A 17,673-nucleotide genomic window follows, 5' to 3' on the forward strand; every position below is an offset into this window, starting at 1 on the left:
TTAGTTCTTCTTTTCGTCTTCGTCGTCGATTACTTCAGCATCTACTACGTCGTCGTCTTCAGCCTGTGCGCCTTCTGCGGTTGCGGCGTCAGCCTGAGCCTGTGCATAGAGTGCTTCGCCGAGCTTGGTCTGTGAAGCCTGCAGCTTTTCGAATGCTGACTTCACTGCATCGTCGTCATCGCCTTCAAGTGCTTCCTTCAGCGCGTCTACGTCGCCCTGAACTTCGTTCTTGACGTCCTCAGGCAGCTTGTCGCCGTTTTCCTTGAGGAGCTTTTCGATGGAGTATGCGGAGTTTTCAGCAACGTTGCGGGTTTCAGCTGCCTCGCGGCGTGCCTTGTCCTGCTCTGCGTGTGCTTCTGCGTCCTTGACCATGCGCTCGATGTCATCCTTGGACAATGAGGTGCCGCCGGTGATGGTCATTGACTGCTCGGTGCCGGTGCCCTTGTCCTTAGCGGAGACGTGGACGATGCCGTTTGCGTCGATGTCGAAGGTAACTTCAATCTGGGGTACGCCCTGGGGTGCAGGTGCGATGCCGGTGAGTTCGAAGTTGCCCAGTGACTTGTTGTCGCGGGTGAAGTCGCGCTCGCCCTGGAATACCTGGATGGACACTGAGGGCTGGTTTGCTTCAGCGGTGGTGAAGGTCTCTGAGCGCTTGGTCGGGATTGCGGTGTTACGCTCAATCAGCTTGGTCATGATGCCGCCCTTGGTCTCGATACCCAGTGACAGCGGGGTGACGTCGATCAGCAGAACGTCCTTGCGCTCACCCTTCAGAACACCTGCCTGAAGTGCTGCGCCCATTGCTACAACCTCATCGGGGTTGACGCCCTTGTTGGGCTCGCGGCCACCTGAGAGTTCCTTGACAACTTCGGTGACTGCGGGCATACGGGTTGAGCCACCAACGAGCACGATGTGCGCGATGTCTGAAACTGATACTCCAGCTTCCTTGATGACGTCGTTGAAGGGCTTCTTGGTGCGGTCGATCAGGTCTGAAGTCATGTCCTGGAACTTAGCGCGTGAGAGCTTTTCGTCCAAGTGGATGGGGCCTTCAGGGGTTACTGACAGGTACTGCAGCGAGATGTTGGTTGAGGTAGCTGAGGAGAGTTCCTTCTTAGCCTGCTCAGCTGCTTCGCGCAGACGCTGCAGAGCGATCTTGTCCTTGGACAGGTCAGCGCCGGTCTTGGACTTTACCTGCTCGAGCAGGAAGTCAACGATGCGCTGATCCCAGTCGTCGCCACCGAGGCGGTTGTCACCTGCGGTTGCGCGTACCTGAATGGTTGAGAAGCCGTCTTCGTCCTTGCCAACTTCGAGCAGTGAGACGTCGAAGGTACCGCCACCGAGGTCGAAGACGAGAATCAGTTCGTCTTCGTTACCCTTATCCAGGCCGTATGCCAGTGCTGCTGCGGTGGGCTCGTTGACGATGCGCAGTACGTTGAGGCCTGCGATTTCGCCAGCTTCTTTGGTTGCCTGACGCTCAGCGTCGTTGAAGTATGCGGGAACGGTGATAACAGCGTCAGTGACGGTGTCGTTCAGGTATGACTCTGCGTCGCCCTTGAGCTTCATCAGGGTACGAGCTGAGATCTCCTGAGGGGTGTACTTCTTGCCGTCGATGTCGGTGGTCCAGCTGGTACCCATGTGACGCTTGACGGATGCGATGGTGCGGTCAACGTTGGTGACCGCCTGACGCTTTGCAACGTCGCCTACGAGTACGTCGCCGTCCTTTGAGAATGCAACAACTGAGGGGGTGGTGCGAGCGCCTTCAGCGTTCGCGATAACGGTGGGTTCGCCACCTTCGAGTACTGATACAACTGAGTTGGTAGTACCGAGGTCAATGCCTACTGCACGTGCCATGGTGTTTATCCTTTCGAGATATTTTTTCTTTTCTAGAACTTGTGCAAGATTTCTTGAGTCGTCTTAGCTCAACTTCGCTTGCTTCGATATCCAGTCTGCCACTTTTTGAGCAAATGTCAATAGAGTTGAGTCACCCTAACTCAACTTTTATTCAATATATCGACTCAAGAAACACGATTTGAGGCTTCCTGAGCGCCCACAAGCCCTGATTTGGCGGGGTTTTAAGGTTCAGCGGATTAACAGGAAAATATTTAAGGACGCGTGTTGCGCCGCAGGTGAACAGGCGGCGTCTTACACCTCCGTCCTCGCTGGACATACGAAAAAAGGGGCGCTCCCGCGCCCTGACGCGAAAGCACCCCTTATCTTTAATGGCGAAAAAGTACGCCCTTACTTTTTGATTTCTTCACCGCCGAGCTCGTCCAAGAGCTTGTTCTTGACGCTATCGTCGGCATCACCCACGATGCCCCAGTTATCGCCGCGAAGTGCCCAGCCGTCATTAAAACCTTCGTTCTCAAGTTCCTTGAGAAGATTGTTGTCCGACTCAGCTTTCTGGTCGCCTGTGTAAACTCCCATGACCATCTTGGGCTCGGCTTCTTGAGTTGTAGCCGCTGACATCAGTGCCTCCATAGAAGTGAAGTCAACGTCTGAACACAGGTAGACGTTTGAGGGATCCACGTTGTTCTTCTTGAGGTCTTCTTCCATCGATTCTTTAAGAATGGTGTCTGAAATAGTGTTGCACTTATCGGCGGAAGTATCGCTTACAGATTTGTTCATGGCAGCTTTAAACTCATCCATGCCTTTAACTTTGTCGCCGCGGCCCAAGAAGAACCAGAGCGCGAGGGCAAGTAGCGCCAGCAACAGAAGTAAGCCCACAAGCAGTCCGATAAGAAGACCTGTTTTCTTTTTCTTCGGTTGCTGATCACCATAGGGAGCGTGCGAGCCGTGCTGTGCGCCTTCAAACTGATGCTGATCGTCAAATGGCTGGTGACCCACAGGAGCTACACCACCTTGAACAGGTTGCCCATTCTGCTGGTTGTACGGGGCACCATTGCCAGTTGCCGCCTGAGCATTGTGCTGGAATTGCTCGGGATTTTGATTGCCTTCTCCATGCTGCGGAGCGGAATTCTGCAGGTAATCTGCATTATCAGGATGCTGGGGGTTCAAAGGATTCTGAGACATGATGAACTTTCTAAGTGGGGGATCATGCCTGTACCGGTTACCCGGCAGGGCATGTATACGTATGTATGTTTTTAGTAAATCATGTTTGCTTTTCCCACCAAAGAGTCCATAGGACAGAGTCTGGTTTATGACGCCCGCGCTCCCCTGACTGCGGCAGCGTCTGGGAAAAATTAAAACTAAAGCCCCGCTTTCTGCTGAATGAAAGCGGGGCTTCTAGTTACCTTCGAGAGCTGTATCGAAGCATCGGGAGACATAAGGCGTAGCGCAAGGCACATGTGTGAGTGCCGGTTGTGCGTATGGGTGCTACGCGCTCCCGTTATAAAAGTGTGTGCCTTGTTAGGTTACACTCAGCCGGAGCAAATTGCACGCTCAGCTTGCCGTGCACGCATAAAAATTTACATTACTGCATATTGTTCAACAATATGCCCGTTATGCTCTATTCGCCGGGTTTCTCGTCCGTATCAACCGGCGCAGAGGCATCGAGCCCCAACCGCTTACGCTCTTCCGCAATAATCGCGTCAATAGGCCAGGTACCGTCCCCGTAGAGGCGAGCGCCGTCGTAGGTCACGATGGCAACGCCGCCTTCAGCCTTCCATCGCGCCACGTTTTCTTCGCGAGCAACACCGTGCGCGATAAACACAGCTAGGTCAGAGAATTTCTCAATCTCACACCCCCAGTTGATCACCACGGATGCTGGACAAACCACCACAAAGTGCGTCTTGTCCTTAGCCTTCAGGTGGGCCAGCGCGGCAATGGACTGCATGGTTTTGCCCAGCCCCATTTCGTCGCCCAAAATCATTTTCTTTTGCGCCAGCATGAATTTGGCGCCGTAGGTTTGGTAGCCGCGCAAGGTGGCGTGCAGGTGGGTGGTGTCTAGCGGATATTTGCGGATGCGCTCCACCGTGCGCGCATCCAGTAAGCCGTCGTCCTAAAGCAGGTCGTTGCCGAGATAGTGCGCTAGAAGGGTCTGGTATGCGGCGGGGTTAGCGGTGTACTGTGCCCATGCTTGATCGGGAGTGAGTCATTGAGCTCCGGCGACGCTGAGATTCTGGTTTGCTTCGCACCAGGCGAGGTCGTCTACAAACTGTTGCAGGTCGTCGGTGTCATCGCTGTAGGCTACGTAGAAGGGTGAGGACGCGGGCACGGGTTGGGCGAGCAGTGGCTGGTAGGAGCGCAGGCGGGCAAGCAGGTCTGAATCTGAGAAGGTTGCGTCAATATCGCGTAGACGGTGCAGTGCCACCAGCATGCGTTCGGCATCGGGAGTGCGCACTTCACCGACGGCTTCTTTCTCGTAGCTCATGGATTCATCGAGCAGGCGGTGGGCTACCGCAATAATTTGAGCGGCGGTTGATTCGCCTACGCCAGGCACCTGTGTGAGGCTGTGAACATCGTGAGATAGTACGTCGTTGACGGTTGCAATGCCTGCCTTAGCCAGCGGGGCTGTACGCACCGATCCCTGCGTTAGTTCACGCAGTTTGTCCACGGGCACATCGCGCAGGGTCAGGCGAGCGCGCTCTTCTTTGAGGGCGGCCATGTCGCCTCTCATACCACCGATAAGATGTTTGCGCTCCTCGGTATCGATTGTCGCCACCACGCGATGGAAAGCCTGCACACGATAGGTGGGAATTTCTGTCTAGTTGACCTTCGGCCACTGCTCCCCCGCAAAACGCGCAAGTTCTTGACCGGTAGCGTCCTTGAGTCCAAAGGCGTTTGTGGCAAAAATCTGTGCTGGGTCAGAAGTGCCGATCTCTACGTTGGCTCGGGCAACGAGCTGTCGCATGGTTTGCACAGTAGCGTCTGCCTCGGCAAGACGCGTTTGAAGGTCGAAGGACGCCGCGTCCGCCGCTTTCTTTTTCTGCCCGCCAAAGATGCGGGTCATAAATCCGCCTGAGCCGGCACGGATGGCGTCCAGCATAAACTGCACGTTGTGGCCCATGGATGCGCCCGCACTCAGCGCCTGTATCGCGGGTTCTCCTTACTGCTGCCACCACGCTTTTTCAGCGAACGCGTTGGCGTTATCAACTATCTCGGGGTCAATCGGGGCGAAGGTCAGCATGGAACCTGCATAGTCACGCGATAGCGATGAAAAACCCAGCGGTACAGGTCGCTGCAATACATTCAGAACATAGCGGCTTCGCTGAGCCAAGTCGATGAGCTCTTGTCCGGCATCAAACAGGGGCTGATTCATGGGGACTCCTGAATAAAACGGTGTGCCCTTATTATGCCTCCCCTGAGTGCCGGCGACCATGCCGCGACGCCTTAAAACGTGTCAAGATAGAGACATGACATATAAAGTAATGACCGTATGCACCGGCAACATTTGTCGCTCACCCACCGGCGAGTTCTTACTGAAGGACGCCGCTAAGAAGGCAGGTCTGGATGTAGAGGTTGACTCTTCAGGTATTTCCAATGAAGAAGAAGGCAATCCTATTGACCGCCGTGCAGGCAAGGTGCTCACTGAACTCAATATCAACACTAGCTCTCACACCGCAAAGCAGTTCAAGAAAAGTGATTTTGAGTCGCACGACCTGCTCATCGCTATGGATCTGAACCACTACCGCTCTTTGCAGCGCATGGCGCCCACCGATGAGGCCGCGCAGAAGGTTCGCTTGATGCGCGAATTCGACCCCGCAATGGAGGGTAAAGACCACGGTGATTTGGGTATCTATGACCCCTGGTACGGCGATGAAAAAGATTTTTACATCACATACGAGATGATTCGCGACGCGGTTCCCGGTGTTATTGAGTACATCAAAGCGCAGAGTTAGAGCTGATGAAACTATCTGCAACACACACTGCACATTCGACCCACCAGTTTTGCACAATTCTGGTGGGTTTAGTGCGTGAGCGGATGCGGTCACGCAACGGGGTTGCGCCGCTGATTATTGCTCTTGATGGGCGTTCGGGTTCGGGTAAAACCACGCTGACGGAGGCCGTGAGGCAGGCTCTTGTACAAGAGGGAATCAGCCCCGATATTTTTAGACTCGATGACACCTACCAGGGGTGGACGGGGCTCTCCCCCGCTATTACCCAATGGCGCGGCAACAGCACAGCACTCAAGCAGGGTAAAGCTGTTCAATGGAATGGTTGGGATTGGTCAAGCAGTCAGCCTACCGGCCCGTTTACACTCACCATCGAGGCGTCAGTAGCACCACGCGTCCTTGTGGTCGAAGGTGTTGGTGCACTTGCCGGTAGCGCAGATATTAGATGCTGGATCGAGCAAGATACCACCAGCCGCAAGCGCGATGCCCTACAACGCGACGGCGACACCTACCGCCCCTTTTGGGATCTGTGGGCAGAACAAGAAGAGCAGCTCTTCACCCATTACCGAAATTGCTACCAAAAATGTGACATATTATATGAGCGCTAATTTAGGTATTTTCACTGTAAAATAAACAGGCACATTTTCAAGAATTTCCCGAATGAAGGACAGCAGTGAGCACCCACGCGCATCATAAAATTACGCCCCTCGTTTTGGTAGTCCTCGCATCGCTGACCGCTGTAGCGCCGCTTGGCATCGACATGTACCTCGCATCGCTACCTGCAATTTCAACAGACCTAGGAACCACCGCGTCCCGCGCGCAGCTGACCCTCACCTCTTTTATGGTGGGCATGGGTATCGGCCAGATTTTTATTGGCCCCATGTCTGACAAAATTGGACGCATCCGCCCGCTCTATGTAGGCGTTGTGCTCAGCACCCTCTCGGCCCTGGCATGCTATTTCGCACCCACCGTAGAGTTCCTGATCGCCGCGCGTTTTTTCATGGGCGCATCCGGCTCATTCGGCATGGTGCTCGCGCGCGCTATCGTCACCGATTCCACCCGCGGGCTGCAAACCGCAAAACTCATGGGCATCCTCATGATGATCAACGGCTTCGCGCCCGTCCTCGCCCCGCTCATCGGCGGCTTTGTGCTCTCTTTCGGCACCTGGCGCACCATCTTCATTGTGCTCACCGTCTTTATGGCGCTTTCTGCCCTGTCAGTTTTCATCTTTTTGCGAGAATCCCTGCCTGTTGAGCGCCGCCAAACCGGCAGCATTCTCAGCACGTACAAGGGCATCGGTCAGGTTATTAAAATCCCGCGCTACCGCGGATTCATGCTCACCATGGTGCTCGGTTTCGGCACGCTCTTTGCGTATGTATCAGGATCTACCTACGTTCTGCAGAACGTTCTGGGACTTTCTCAGACTCAGTTCACCTGGGTCTTCGGCGTGAACTCACTCGGCATTGTGGGTATGAGCTCGCTGGTAACCTACCTGGTAGGACGCGTCTCCCAGCGCAAGATGCTGGTCTTTGGCGTGCTCATGTTGCTACTGGTCAGCGTCGCCATCACCATCTTGTTCAGCATTAAAATCATGCTGGTACCGACCCTCATTCTGCTTTTCTTGACCACCTGCTCCGTAGGTCTGATTTTCAGCAACGCGAGCGCCCTTGCCATTGTGCAGACACGCCATTTGGCGGGTTCAGCATCATCACTGATGGGTGCTGTGCAGTCCGTTGTCGGCGGTATCGCATCCCCGCTGGTCGCTCTAGGCGATGCGGACGCTTACATGCCCATGGCATTCACAATGCTCGGCTTTGCCGTTTTGACTGCGCTGGCGCTCTTTACTACTCCGGTAGCTCCCGGCGACTGGACCAAGCAGGGAGCAGAAGAATACGCGCGTCGTGCAGGAGAAAAGCTGTAAGTCGCATCGGCTCTTATCCGGGCTAAAAAGTATTCCCACAGTGCGAAAGTACTGACGCTAGTGTCAGTACAAACGCATTGTGGGAGTAATTTTTATATCTGCCGGTAGTCTCTGAGCACTAGAATAAGGTCATGAGCACTACCGTAGTTTTACTCTCAGATACTAACCCGGCGGGCGTCATTGCCGACGCATCAGCCCCGCTGATTAACATTGAAGATCAAGGTCTTACCCGTGGTGACGGCGTCTTTGAAACCATGCTCGCCGTCAACCGTAGCGTCCGCAAAATTGATGCTCACCTCACGCGTCTTGCCGGTTCAGCTCGCCTTCTTGAGTTGCCGATGCCTTCTGAGAAGCAGTGGCAGGACGCGATTGCCACCGCCTTGAAAGAAGCAGAGGTCGGTGCGCGCACACCTCTGGGCGAAGAGCATACCGTCAAGCTGATTATCTCGCGCGGAACCGTTGAAGAAGGCCCGCATTCATGGGTAACCGTAGCTCCTTCCTCTGCCAAGGTCCTTTCGCAGCGTGAGGAAGGTGTGAAAGCCATGTTGCTACCGCGTGGCCACGACCCGGCTGAAGATTCCGCCTATCCCTGGCTGCTGGCAGGTGCAAAAACACTCTCGTACGCCGTCAATATGTCGGTACTTCGCTACGTTAAATCCCGCGGCGCAGACGACGCTATTTGGGTCACGGACGAGCGACGCATCCTTGAAGGCGCAACCAGCTCAGTGATTGTTGCAAAAACAGTGAACGGCGTGAAAACCCTATACACTCCTGAGCCGTCCCACGGTATTTTGCCGGGTACCACGCAGGGAACAATTTTCAACGGCGCTCGTGAGAACGGCTGGGAGCTAGGCTTTGGCCCGCTCTACCCACAAGATCTCTTAGAGGCGGACGGCGTGTGGCTGGCGTCCTCCGTGCGTTTGCTGGCTCCGGTGACGCACCTTAACGGCACAAAAATTGCCGTTGATGCCGACACTACTTACGAGCTATTAGGCTACCTCGCCAATAACTAAGCCCATTTAGCATATGGCGAAAATACTGCTCCCACCAGATATTTTTCCAGCTGGTGGGAGTAGCGTTTTAAGTACACAGATATAACCGCATGAAGGAGACTCATGTCTATCACCGTTAAAGCTCTGCAGAAGACCGGCCCCGATCAGCCGTTCCAGGTTGCTGATATTGAGCGTCGTAACCCTCGCGAAGACGACATTGTTATCGACATCAAAGCAGCAGGTATCTGCCACTCCGATATTCACACCATCCGTAACGAATGGGGTGAGGCACACTTCCCGCTGACCGTTGGTCACGAGATCGCGGGCGTCGTTGAGTCCGTGGGTTCCAAGGTCACTAAGTTCAAGGTGGGCGACCGCGTAGGCGTTGGTTGCATGGTTAACTCCTGCGGCGAATGCGAACAGTGCCAGGCTGGCATGGAGCAGAACTGCCTCAACGGCAACGTTGGTACCTACAACTCCAAGGACGTTGACGGCACCATTACCCAGGGTGGCTACTCACAGAAGGTTACCGTCAACGAGGATTTCGCGGTTACCATTCCCGATTCCATCGATTTTGATGTTGCAGCTCCCCTACTGTGCGCTGGTATCACCACCTACTCACCGCTGGCACGCTGGGGCGTCAAAGAAGGTCAGAAGGTTGCTGTTCTAGGCCTTGGCGGTCTTGGCCACATGGGTGTTCAGATTGCCGCTGCGATGGGCGCTGAGGTCACCGTTCTTTCACGCACCTTGAAGAAGGAAGAGGCAGCGAAGAAGCTCGGTGCAACCCGCACACTGGCAACCACCGAAGACGGCTTCTTTGAAGACCACAAGGGCGAATTTGACCTTATTCTCAACACCATTTCAGCCCCCGTTGATTTGGATGCCTACCTCGGTTTGCTCAAGCCCCGCGGCATCTTCTCAACCGTAGGTCTTCCCCCCGAAGCCCTTGAGCTTCACATGGGACGCCTGATTGGTGGCGGCAAGGTGCTCACCGGTAACAATATCGGCGGCATCGAAGAAACCCAGGAAATGCTGAACTTCTGCGCTGAGCACGGCATCGCATCCGTCATTGAAAAAATTTCAGTGGACCAGGTTGATGAATACTACGACAAGGTAGTTGACGGCGACGTCATCTTCCGCGCGGTTATCGACACCGCAACTTTCGAAAAGTAAACCTTTTCGTTAGCGCTATCTAGGGCTTCGAGACTCATCTGTTCAGGTGGGTTTCGGAGCCCTTTTGCGTGCGAGCTAGCAACGGATAATGTAACGCTTTGCTGGGGTTCCAGCTGTTTTTCTAAGATAGAAAGTACATCAATTCAGCACATTGACACGCAGGTAGTAACAGGCACTCACGTATGTATAACCTTCTACTTGCCATCATTTATCTCGCCTTTATTGGGTTGGGGATTCCTGATTCTTTGCTCGGTGCGGCCTGGCCTGCCATGTATAAGGATTTCGATGCGCCGCTATTCGGTGTGATTGCGAATAATGTGTCGGTGGTGCTTCTGCCCGCATTTTTGTTGGTGTTGACGGTGCTCATGGTGCTTATGCACGAGAAACTCTTGCGCGGTACAAAAGCGCTCGAGAGCTAGACTCGGGGGCTTTTAGAAAGAGCCGAAGACCAGTTTCAGAGTGCCTGCGTACAGTGAGATTGAGTAGGCGATGACTGGAATAGCCAGCCAGGTGAGAGCAAACACTAGGTCTTTTGACGAATGAGTCGGTACTCTCGCCCATGTCCTTTGGCCTGCGCCAAAGCCACGGGCTTCCATGGTCATGGCTAGTCGGGTGCCGCGACGTATTGCTTGAACGAGCAGGGTGAAGACCTGCCCGCACACGCTTTTCGCGGTTCCCAGTACACCGTTGCGTGCCCCTACGCCGCGGGCGCGTCGTGCAGCTCCTAGCGTGTTCCATTCGCTAAACATAATGCCGACCAAGCGCAGTGCAGCCAGTGCCGCCAGCACAAATCGGGCGGGCAGTTTATAGGTCTGCGCCAGTGAGTCGCCCAGTTCGGTGGGGTCGGTGGTAAGCATCAGCATGAGGGCGGGCATGGTCATGGCGAGCCCGCGCATCATAATGCCCACACCGGATGCGAGTGAGCCGGTTGTGATGGTGATATAGGCAAAATCGAGCAGAACAGTGCCGGTTTTCTCTGCCAAAATGGCGGTGCCCCAGCCTGAAAGTAGCGTCGCGAGAAGAATCGGCCAAAAACGCGCCAGGAGGTTGAAGGGTTTAAAACCTGCGATCACCAGCGCAATCATCTCTAGAACCAGCGCAACTGTGCCGGTGACCGCGTCCACGGTGAAAACCAGCAAAAGCGTGACGACGGTGGCCACTAACAACTTGATACCGGGATTGATCTTGCCCAGCCAGGTGTTGTATTCGGGGCGAGCGTCAAAGATATTGATGCTCATGAATGAGCTCCTAGGTAAAGGGTACGGCCGCCGAGAGCTTCAACGAAGTCCAGGTCGTGGGTGACTGAGACGACGGCTGTTCCCTGCGTCATGAGTTCGTGGAGCAAATTCACGAGCTCTGCCCAGGTGTTGGCGTCCTGTCCGAAGGTTGGCTCGTCAAGAATGAGGATGCGCGGTGCAGTTGCCAGCGCGGTTGCCACGGACAGTCTGCGTTTTTCACCGCCGGAGAGCGTGAACGGGTTAGCACCTGCTACGTGGTCTAGGCGCAACCGGCGCATGAGCGCCTCGGTACGTTGTGCCAGGTCTTTTTCGTCAACAGCTTGTTTGCGTGCTTTTGCGACCTGGCGCGGCCCGAACTCTAGTTCGGCGCGAACATTTGCCGTTAGAAACTGGTGCTCAGGCTCTTGGAAGACGAGGCCGATGCGGCTTACCAGCTCTTCGGGTGACCAGGATGCGACGTCCCAGTGAGCGCTGTCGCGTAGCTCATCGGTGGCGTAGAGAATGCCGTTGGCAGCTAGCTGTAATCCGGCAAGGGTGAGGGCCAGCGTTGATTTTCCGGCGCCGTTCACGCCCATGATGCTCAGGTGCTCCCCGGCGTTCACGCTCACATCGATACCGTCGGTGACAGGACGCAACGGTAACGGAAGGCTGACTGGCTCAGGTGAACGAGCTAATTTCTTGCGCGCACGCATCATCTTGCGGGTGGGCTGTTCACGCGTTACCGCTAGGGCGCGTCCGCGCAACAGCTCAGTGCCTGCGACGGCTGTGCCGTCAGGGGCAGGACGCGCGGTGGCAACTTCCGGTGAGTAGTCCGGCACCCATACGCCAGCGGCGATGAGCTCATCGCGCGCGTCCACGAGCACTTGGTCAGGCGAACCGTCATGGCTTATACCACCGCCGGGGCTCAGCACAATCACACGATCCATGAACTGTGCCCACACGCTCACGCGGTGTTCAATAACGATCATGGTTGCGCCTATATTGCGCTGGGCAGCTATCACGGCATCGCGGACTTCAAGCACGCCTTCGGGGTCGAGGTTAGCGGTGGGCTCATCCAGCAGGAGCACGCACGGTTGCATGGCGAGAATACCGGCTAGACCTAAGCGTTGTTTCTGGCCGCCAGACAGCGCCGATGTAGAGTGCTCCAGCAAAAGCTCGCCCAAACCCACCGCATCAAGCGAAGCTCTGACACGAGGCCAAATCTCATCGCGCGGCACCTGCAGATTTTCCGGACCGAACGCAACATCATCGCCCACTTTCGCAAGGATCACGGATGACTCCGGGTCCTGTTGCATCATGCCAACGGTACCGTGCGAATCCTCAGCGGGAACCCCATCGACCAGCAACTCGCCCAGGGCTGTCTCACCGTCATCATCGTGAATAACGCCCGCAAGCGCGTGCAAAAAAGTAGACTTGCCCGCGCCCGATGGCCCCAGCAAAAGCACTTTTTGCCCCGGTTCAATGACAAGGCTGAGCCCCGAAACAGCCGGAGAATGACGGCCGGGGTGATGCCACCCAAAGTCTTTGGCCTCTACGCGTGCACCGCCCATGTGCGTCCTTACCTTTGTCAGAAAAATTTAGCGGCGTGACTGACGGCCGGATGCCAGTGATGAGAGCACCCCGGTCTTTGCCAGTGCACGGGTCAGAAGCCACGAAACTAACCCTGCAAGAAGAGTTCCTGAAATCACCGCGCAAATAACGTAGATGAGCTTATTACCTGCAGTGTATTCGGGATTCCACACAATAACTTCGTAGATGCCCATAAATAGCCCCGATACAGCACCGGAGAGCAGGGCAGTGGGTAGGTTCCAGCGCTTATACATCAACAGGAGAAAGACGAGTTCAGCGCCAAGTCCCTGTACCAAACCTGAGTACACTACGGTGATGCCAAAGCCCGCGCTACCAATGAAAGCTGAGATAATCGCAGCCAACAGCTCAGTGTACAAAGCCGCACCGGGTTTACGAATGATAAGACCACCCAGCACACCCGCAATCAGCCATGCACCGGCAATTAGCGGAGTGAACTGTGGTGCTGCAACGGTTGCTGCGCTCACCGCGGGGTAGACCGCGTTGTTCCATACCCAAAAAATCAGGGCGCAGGCAACAGCAAGAACAGATGCCACCACAATGTCGTTGACGCGCCAGCGCAGTGAACGCGAACGCGCACCATGCTTGGGCGCGCGGCCAGAATCTGCTCGGTTAGAGGTAACAGACATAAAAAAATCCTCCCTAGTCTTAGGAAGGGGAAGGACGCGTGTGCGCACGCGCTCTTGAGATACTCGACTCCCTAGCGCCGGTACTAACCGGATCAGGTTCGAGGGTCAGCCTTCTATGGCACTCTCAGCACCGCGGTGGTGCTCCCCTGTCGATGCGCGCGTGGACGCGCGAGACGTGGTTTATCTTCAAACCACACCCAGTATAAGCACGGTTTTCTTGCTCACCAACTTATGACGGGACTTCGCTAACAGACAAAACCGCAGCAGACTGTGCATAAAAGAGCCTAAGCCGTTATTGTTATAGGCAACACTACTTATCAAAAGGAGTTATACAAATGAGCACTCTCGTAAAGCTCGGCGGCACCGCAGCATCACTCGGTGGCGTTGCACTGTCCAACAAGGTTTTGGCTGCTACCTGGAAGAAAATCACCGGCAATGAGCCCCCCGCAACCAACCCCGATCCCGATGAGCGCTGGCGCGACATCATCATCTGGTCACTGGTTACCGGTCTTGTAGGCACCATCATCAAGGTCGGCATCTCACGTGCGCAGGTAAACCTTGAGGCAAAGGACAAGTACAAGCACGGCGGTCAGGCTGAGGTCTAAATCTGCCTGAACTTTCAAAGTTTGCAAAAGCACCCGGAGGGAAAACCTCCGGGTGCTTTTGTATTGCTCTATAGAACCTGAGTATTGTTCAGTTTCGCTTTGATGGGATGCCGCCAATCAACATCCCTAAACGCCAGACCCGACCAGTTGATTGGCGGCATCCCATCTCAGCTACAGATCTCAGCAGACTTTAGTATCTTACGTTTTAGAAGGTACTTTCCTCATTCTGCAGACGCGGTGCTGGCTTAAGCGGTAGCACCATCGCTAGCCCTAAGGCAATAACGACCATGATGCCGATGACGCCCCACACCTGTGCGCCTAACAAACCAACGAACAAGCCAAAGAGTGCAGGAGCGAGGAAGCTGGCGGCGCGTCCTGTGGTGGAGTACAGACCAAAGAGCTCGCCTTCTTCACCGGGAGGTGAAACGCGTGCTAAGTAGGTGCGAGCTGCTGACTGTGCGGGCCCCACAAAGGCGCATAGTGCTAGGCCGCAGACCCAGAAGACGGGTTTACCGTCGAGAAAGAGAATCGGTGTTGCAGCGATGAGCACGCCGATGAGTGAACCCAGAATAACGTTTTTCGGGCCGAGCTTGTCGTCAAGGGACCCGCCGATAAGTGCGCCGACACCCGCCACCACGTTGCCTGCGATGGCGAAGATAATGATTTCATTAGCGCTGAACCCGAAGGACCCGGCTGCCAGCACGCCACCAAAGGTGAATACGCCGTTGAGACCGTCTCGGAAAATTGCGCTGGTGACCAAGAAATACAGGGTGGACGGCGTGGTGCGGTACAGGCGTTTGACGGTGTTGAACAGGTGTTTGTAGGCGTTAATAATCCCTGCAAGACCACCGGGGCCAGCGTCCTTCACCGATGTCTGACGCGTCCGCGCGGATTCACCGCGAAGGCTGAGCAAAAGGGGTAGCGAGAAAACCACGCACCAGAGCGCTGAGAACAGGGCGATACTGCGGTAGATCAAAGAACCGTCGCCTTCAGGGAGCGGCAGGATGCCCGGCTTGATAAACAGCACCATGACAAGCACTAAAGCGATGATGCCGCCAAAGTAGCCGCAGGCCCAGCCGATACCGCTGATTTTGCCTACGGTTGCCGGGGTTGAGATGCGCGGCAGAAGAGCGTTGTAGTTGACAACCGCGAACTCGTTGACCACGTTGGCGAGCGCAATGAGGGTTACACCAAACCACAGGAATTTGGGGTCCGGGTACACAAAGAAGCACAGTGCCATCAGGATTGCTGTAGCAAAGGTATTGATGCCCAACCAGAATCCGCGTTTGCCGGTGGCGTCAGCGTGCTGACCGCTAATGGGCGCCAAGAGCGCGATGAAGACGCCAGCGATGGTCAACCCGGCAGATAGCACCTGCGTGGTGTGGGTTTCTGAGCCGAAGACGTCGCTGGTGAGGTAGAGAGCCGTGAAAATGAACGTTGTCATAATCGCGTTGAAGCTGGCTCCACCGGCGTCCCACAGCGTCCACGCGAAAACTTTTTTACGGTCGGGTAAGGTTGCCATGTCACCTATGCTAACGGGCTTTGAGCTGCTTCTTTGATGTGACAGACAACTTTATACTCTAAGATTTTGCGTAAATTTATGAAGGATGCGGGGCGCTGTGATGCGCTCAATAGGATTACACGGGTGCCGGCTCGCGGTTGGCTTGGCTAAATACCGATACACTGTTAGGCATGTACAGCTGCCTCCGTACTCGATGGGCAGCTATTTTTATTGAGCACTATCACCTTCATTCACGAAAGATACCGGTTTGAAAGATCTCACCCGCGGATCAAAAGCGGCAGGTTCTGCCCCAGATTCAGATGCAATGCTCTACGGCATGGAAGATTCGCCCCCGTACGCTCTCTCAGTACTCTTGGCTCTTCAGCATATTTTGGCAGCGTTTGCCGGAATCATCGCTGTTCCCCTGGTAGTTTGTAACGCTCTTAATCTCGATGTCGCGCAAACTTCTCTCATGGTCAGCGCAACAATTTTTGCGGCCGGCATCACTACCTTCATTCAGTCCAAGGGCATTGGTCCCGTGGGTGCACGTGTGCCGGGCATGATGGGCACTGACTTCACCTTTGTTAACCCCACTATTAACGTGGGTAGCCAGTTCGGCATTGCAGGCATTGTGGGCGCGACCATCGCAGGTTCGCTGGTTGAAGTAGTGCTTAGCCGCTTTATCAAACCTCTCATGCGTTTCTTCCCGCCGCTGATTACCGGTACGGTGGTTGCGCTGATCGGCATTACCTTGATGCCGGTGGGCATGGACTGGGCTGCCGGTGGCACAGGTGCTGCTGATTATGGTTCTCTGCGAAACTTGGGCGTTGCTGGCCTGGTTCTAGTGATTACTCTTGTGCTCAACTACTTTGGTAAAGGCATCGTTAAAGCATCCGCTGTTTTCTTCGGCATGGTAGCGGGTTACCTTATTTGCATTCCGCTGGGCATGGTCAACCTCGACGCTGTTGCACAAGCATCCTGGTTCGCGCTACCTAACCTGTTTACCTACGGTATCCACTTTGATCTTGCGTCCACTCTAGCTTTTGTGCCCGCTTACATTGTTTCTGCAATCGGTACGGTGGGCATCATGATAGCTATTGGTCAGGCTTCTCACGCTGAGGTCTCTAGCAAGCGCATTGGCAACGGTGTATTAGCTGACGGTGTTGGCTCAGCAATTGCCGGTGTCTTTGGCGCCGGACCCAACACTGCTTTTTCGCAGAACGTCGGTCTTATTACCCTCACCAAGGTAGCTAGCCGCCGCGTCATGATGCTAGCCGGCATTCTGCTTGTAGTGCTGGGACTTTTCCCTAAGCTCAGCGCACTCATTTCGATTATGCCCTCCCCCGTTTTGGGCGGTACTGGCATTATTCTGTTCGGACTGATTGCTGCTCAGGGAGTAAAAACTCTTTCAACGGTAGAGATTTGTGATCGCGAACTGCTGATTATTTCTGTAGCGTTCGCTCTTGGCATCGGCGTGACCGTTCGCCCCGAAATGCTGTCTCATTTGCCCACCGCGCTTCAAATGATTTTCTCTTCGGGAATTTCAACAGGTACGCTGGTGGCACTACTACTCAACATTGTTCTTGTGAAGAAGGATAACCATGGAACTGCTTGAAGATCGCATTCGGCGTGATGGACGCATACTGCCCGGCAATATTCTCAAGGTGGATGAGTTCGTCAACCACCAGGTTGATCCTGAGCTTATGGTGGCTATGGGTAAAGACTTCGCGGAACACTTTAAAGATTTGGGCATCACCCGCGTGCTCACCCTTGAGGTCTCGGGCATTTCAATGGCGCTCACCGCGGCTTTAGAGCTGGGTGTGCCTATGGTTTTCGCTAAGAAAATCTCGTCCAAGACACTGTCGAACGATACCTACCACTCCAAAGTATTTTCTTTCACCAAGAAGATTGAGTATGACATTCGCGTTGATAAGCGTTTTGTAACTCCCGATGACAAGATTCTTATTATCGATGACTTTCTTGCAGCTGGCCAGGCCCTTCACGGTTTGATTGATCTGTGCGAGCAAGGTGGCGCTGAAGTTGCCGGTATTGGCATTGCTATCGAGAAGGTATTCCAAGGTGGCGGCAAGATTTTCCGCGATCAGGGCTATGACGTGTATTCGCTGGCTATGATTGATCACTTTACCGATGACGGTGTGGTGTTCTCTAACGAAGTCACCCAGTAATCGCTCAATACGCTAAAAGGCGGGGTCAGGTAAGTTTTTACCCGACTCCGCC

At 54.8% G+C, this 17,673-nt stretch carries 19 protein-coding genes and 1 riboswitch; of the genes, 9 read left to right on the forward strand and 10 right to left on the reverse strand.

The features are described 5' to 3' along the window. The 6 genes from dnaK to IDM49_RS09460 form a co-directional block, all read right to left on the reverse strand. Nucleotides 1-1,848 carry a molecular chaperone DnaK gene (gene dnaK / locus IDM49_RS09435; RefSeq protein ID WP_168615335.1) on the reverse strand — a complete coding sequence of 616 codons (1,848 nt, stop codon included), beginning with the start codon at nucleotides 1,846-1,848 and terminating at the stop codon, nucleotides 1-3. 387 nt (nucleotides 1,849-2,235) lie between these two features. Further along, complete coding sequence (locus tag IDM49_RS09440) at nucleotides 2,236-3,027, reverse strand: hypothetical protein (RefSeq protein WP_190724326.1); 792 nt, start codon at nucleotides 3,025-3,027, stop codon at nucleotides 2,236-2,238. A gap of 436 nt (nucleotides 3,028-3,463) precedes the next feature. After that, nucleotides 3,464-3,928 (reverse strand): SNF2-related protein, encoded by a 465-nt coding sequence (locus IDM49_RS09445; RefSeq protein WP_190724327.1) that lies wholly within the window; start codon nucleotides 3,926-3,928, stop codon nucleotides 3,464-3,466. 120 nt (nucleotides 3,929-4,048) lie between these two features. Continuing rightward, nucleotides 4,049-4,639 (reverse strand): helix-hairpin-helix domain-containing protein, encoded by a 591-nt coding sequence (locus IDM49_RS09450; protein WP_190724328.1) that lies wholly within the window; start codon nucleotides 4,637-4,639, stop codon nucleotides 4,049-4,051. A gap of 21 nt (nucleotides 4,640-4,660) precedes the next feature. Then, nucleotides 4,661-4,963, reverse strand: coding sequence for a hypothetical protein (locus tag IDM49_RS09455; protein WP_190724329.1), 303 nt, complete (start codon nucleotides 4,961-4,963; stop codon nucleotides 4,661-4,663). Nucleotides 4,964-5,002: 39 nt separating this feature from the next. After that, the gene (locus tag IDM49_RS09460) at nucleotides 5,003-5,215 is read right to left on the reverse strand and encodes a hypothetical protein (RefSeq protein WP_190724330.1); all 213 of its coding nucleotides are present in this window, start codon (nucleotides 5,213-5,215) and stop codon (nucleotides 5,003-5,005) included. A gap of 94 nt (nucleotides 5,216-5,309) precedes the next feature. Here IDM49_RS09460 and IDM49_RS09465 point away from each other — a divergent pair, with 94 nt between their 5' ends. The 6 genes from IDM49_RS09465 (at nucleotide 5,310) to IDM49_RS09490 (ending at nucleotide 10,294) form a co-directional block, all read left to right on the forward strand. Continuing rightward, the gene (locus tag IDM49_RS09465) at nucleotides 5,310-5,795 is read left to right on the forward strand and encodes a low molecular weight protein-tyrosine-phosphatase (protein WP_228008076.1); all 486 of its coding nucleotides are present in this window, start codon (nucleotides 5,310-5,312) and stop codon (nucleotides 5,793-5,795) included. Nucleotides 5,796-5,878: 83 nt separating this feature from the next. Next, nucleotides 5,879-6,397, forward strand: a complete 519-nt coding sequence (locus IDM49_RS09470; RefSeq protein ID WP_190724331.1) for a nucleoside/nucleotide kinase family protein — start codon at nucleotides 5,879-5,881, stop codon at nucleotides 6,395-6,397. A gap of 65 nt (nucleotides 6,398-6,462) precedes the next feature. Next, nucleotides 6,463-7,710 (forward strand): multidrug effflux MFS transporter, encoded by a 1,248-nt coding sequence (locus IDM49_RS09475; protein ID WP_190724332.1) that lies wholly within the window; start codon nucleotides 6,463-6,465, stop codon nucleotides 7,708-7,710. Between the two features lie 131 nt (nucleotides 7,711-7,841). After that, nucleotides 7,842-8,723, forward strand: coding sequence for an aminodeoxychorismate lyase (locus IDM49_RS09480; RefSeq protein WP_190724333.1), 882 nt, complete (start codon nucleotides 7,842-7,844; stop codon nucleotides 8,721-8,723). A gap of 102 nt (nucleotides 8,724-8,825) precedes the next feature. Next, the gene (locus tag IDM49_RS09485; RefSeq protein WP_168615342.1) at nucleotides 8,826-9,875 is read left to right on the forward strand and encodes an NAD(P)-dependent alcohol dehydrogenase; all 1,050 of its coding nucleotides are present in this window, start codon (nucleotides 8,826-8,828) and stop codon (nucleotides 9,873-9,875) included. Between the two features lie 182 nt (nucleotides 9,876-10,057). Further along, the gene (locus tag IDM49_RS09490) at nucleotides 10,058-10,294 is read left to right on the forward strand and encodes a hypothetical protein (RefSeq protein WP_190725502.1); all 237 of its coding nucleotides are present in this window, start codon (nucleotides 10,058-10,060) and stop codon (nucleotides 10,292-10,294) included. Nucleotides 10,295-10,306: 12 nt separating this feature from the next. Here IDM49_RS09490 and IDM49_RS09495 read toward each other — a convergent pair whose 3' ends face one another. From IDM49_RS09495 to IDM49_RS09505, 3 genes are read right to left on the reverse strand one after another with little or no spacing between them, the layout of a single operon-like run. Continuing rightward, nucleotides 10,307-11,113, reverse strand: a complete 807-nt coding sequence (locus IDM49_RS09495) for an energy-coupling factor transporter transmembrane component T family protein (RefSeq protein WP_190724334.1) — start codon at nucleotides 11,111-11,113, stop codon at nucleotides 10,307-10,309. Next, complete coding sequence (locus tag IDM49_RS09500; protein WP_190724335.1) at nucleotides 11,110-12,663, reverse strand: ABC transporter ATP-binding protein; 1,554 nt, start codon at nucleotides 12,661-12,663, stop codon at nucleotides 11,110-11,112. Before IDM49_RS09500 ends, IDM49_RS09495 begins: the two co-directional genes overlap by 4 nt. Nucleotides 12,664-12,690: 27 nt before the next feature. After that, nucleotides 12,691-13,329: an ECF transporter S component gene (locus IDM49_RS09505; protein WP_190724336.1), complete on the reverse strand. Its 639-nt coding sequence runs from the start codon at nucleotides 13,327-13,329 to the stop codon at nucleotides 12,691-12,693. A 51-nt stretch (nucleotides 13,330-13,380) separates the two neighbouring features. After that, a riboswitch (TPP riboswitch) is annotated at nucleotides 13,381-13,487 on the reverse strand. A 177-nt stretch (nucleotides 13,488-13,664) separates the two neighbouring features. On the opposite strand from IDM49_RS09505, the gene IDM49_RS09510 reads away from it, so the two are divergent. Further along, nucleotides 13,665-13,934, forward strand: a complete 270-nt coding sequence (locus IDM49_RS09510) for a DUF4235 domain-containing protein (RefSeq protein WP_168615347.1) — start codon at nucleotides 13,665-13,667, stop codon at nucleotides 13,932-13,934. 205 nt (nucleotides 13,935-14,139) lie between these two features. Here the strand turns inward: IDM49_RS09510 and IDM49_RS09515 are convergent, their stop codons facing one another. Then, on the reverse strand, nucleotides 14,140-15,456 hold the full coding sequence (locus IDM49_RS09515; RefSeq protein WP_190724337.1) for an MFS transporter: 1,317 nt from the start codon (nucleotides 15,454-15,456) through the stop codon (nucleotides 14,140-14,142). Nucleotides 15,457-15,703: 247 nt separating this feature from the next. Between IDM49_RS09515 and IDM49_RS09520 the strand changes: the two genes are divergently transcribed. After that, complete coding sequence (locus IDM49_RS09520) at nucleotides 15,704-17,050, forward strand: nucleobase:cation symporter-2 family protein (protein ID WP_210729680.1); 1,347 nt, start codon at nucleotides 15,704-15,706, stop codon at nucleotides 17,048-17,050. Continuing rightward, a complete protein-coding gene (locus IDM49_RS09525) occupies nucleotides 17,037-17,621 on the forward strand; it encodes a xanthine phosphoribosyltransferase (RefSeq protein ID WP_168615349.1) in 585 nt (194 codons plus the stop codon). Before IDM49_RS09520 ends, IDM49_RS09525 begins: the two co-directional genes overlap by 14 nt. Nucleotides 17,622-17,673 lie beyond the last annotated feature (52 nt).

The sequence above is a fragment of the Rothia terrae genome (assembly GCF_014705925.2).
Taxonomy (GTDB): domain Bacteria; phylum Actinomycetota; class Actinomycetes; order Actinomycetales; family Micrococcaceae; genus Rothia; species Rothia terrae.

What these genes read in the sequence shown, in the direction of transcription:
- dnaK (WP_168615335.1), bottom strand. Translation starts at nt 1,848, where the DNA reads ATGGCACGTGCAGTAGGCATTGACCTCGGTACTACCAACTCAGTTGTA.
- IDM49_RS09440 (WP_190724326.1), bottom strand. Translation starts at nt 3,027, where the DNA reads ATGTCTCAGAATCCTTTGAACCCCCAGCATCCTGATAATGCAGATTAC.
- IDM49_RS09455 (WP_190724329.1), bottom strand. Translation starts at nt 4,963, where the DNA reads ATGGGCCACAACGTGCAGTTTATGCTGGACGCCATCCGTGCCGGCTCA.
- IDM49_RS09460 (WP_190724330.1), bottom strand. Translation starts at nt 5,215, where the DNA reads ATGAATCAGCCCCTGTTTGATGCCGGACAAGAGCTCATCGACTTGGCT.
- IDM49_RS09465 (WP_228008076.1), top strand. Translation starts at nt 5,310, where the DNA reads ATGACATATAAAGTAATGACCGTATGCACCGGCAACATTTGTCGCTCA.
- IDM49_RS09470 (WP_190724331.1), top strand. Translation starts at nt 5,879, where the DNA reads ATGCGGTCACGCAACGGGGTTGCGCCGCTGATTATTGCTCTTGATGGG.
- IDM49_RS09480 (WP_190724333.1), top strand. Translation starts at nt 7,842, where the DNA reads ATGAGCACTACCGTAGTTTTACTCTCAGATACTAACCCGGCGGGCGTC.
- IDM49_RS09485 (WP_168615342.1), top strand. Translation starts at nt 8,826, where the DNA reads ATGTCTATCACCGTTAAAGCTCTGCAGAAGACCGGCCCCGATCAGCCG.
- IDM49_RS09490 (WP_190725502.1), top strand. Translation starts at nt 10,058, where the DNA reads ATGTATAACCTTCTACTTGCCATCATTTATCTCGCCTTTATTGGGTTG.
- IDM49_RS09495 (WP_190724334.1), bottom strand. Translation starts at nt 11,113, where the DNA reads ATGAGCATCAATATCTTTGACGCTCGCCCCGAATACAACACCTGGCTG.
- IDM49_RS09500 (WP_190724335.1), bottom strand. Translation starts at nt 12,663, where the DNA reads ATGGGCGGTGCACGCGTAGAGGCCAAAGACTTTGGGTGGCATCACCCC.
- IDM49_RS09505 (WP_190724336.1), bottom strand. Translation starts at nt 13,329, where the DNA reads ATGTCTGTTACCTCTAACCGAGCAGATTCTGGCCGCGCGCCCAAGCAT.
- IDM49_RS09510 (WP_168615347.1), top strand. Translation starts at nt 13,665, where the DNA reads ATGAGCACTCTCGTAAAGCTCGGCGGCACCGCAGCATCACTCGGTGGC.
- IDM49_RS09515 (WP_190724337.1), bottom strand. Translation starts at nt 15,456, where the DNA reads ATGGCAACCTTACCCGACCGTAAAAAAGTTTTCGCGTGGACGCTGTGG.
- IDM49_RS09525 (WP_168615349.1), top strand. Translation starts at nt 17,037, where the DNA reads ATGGAACTGCTTGAAGATCGCATTCGGCGTGATGGACGCATACTGCCC.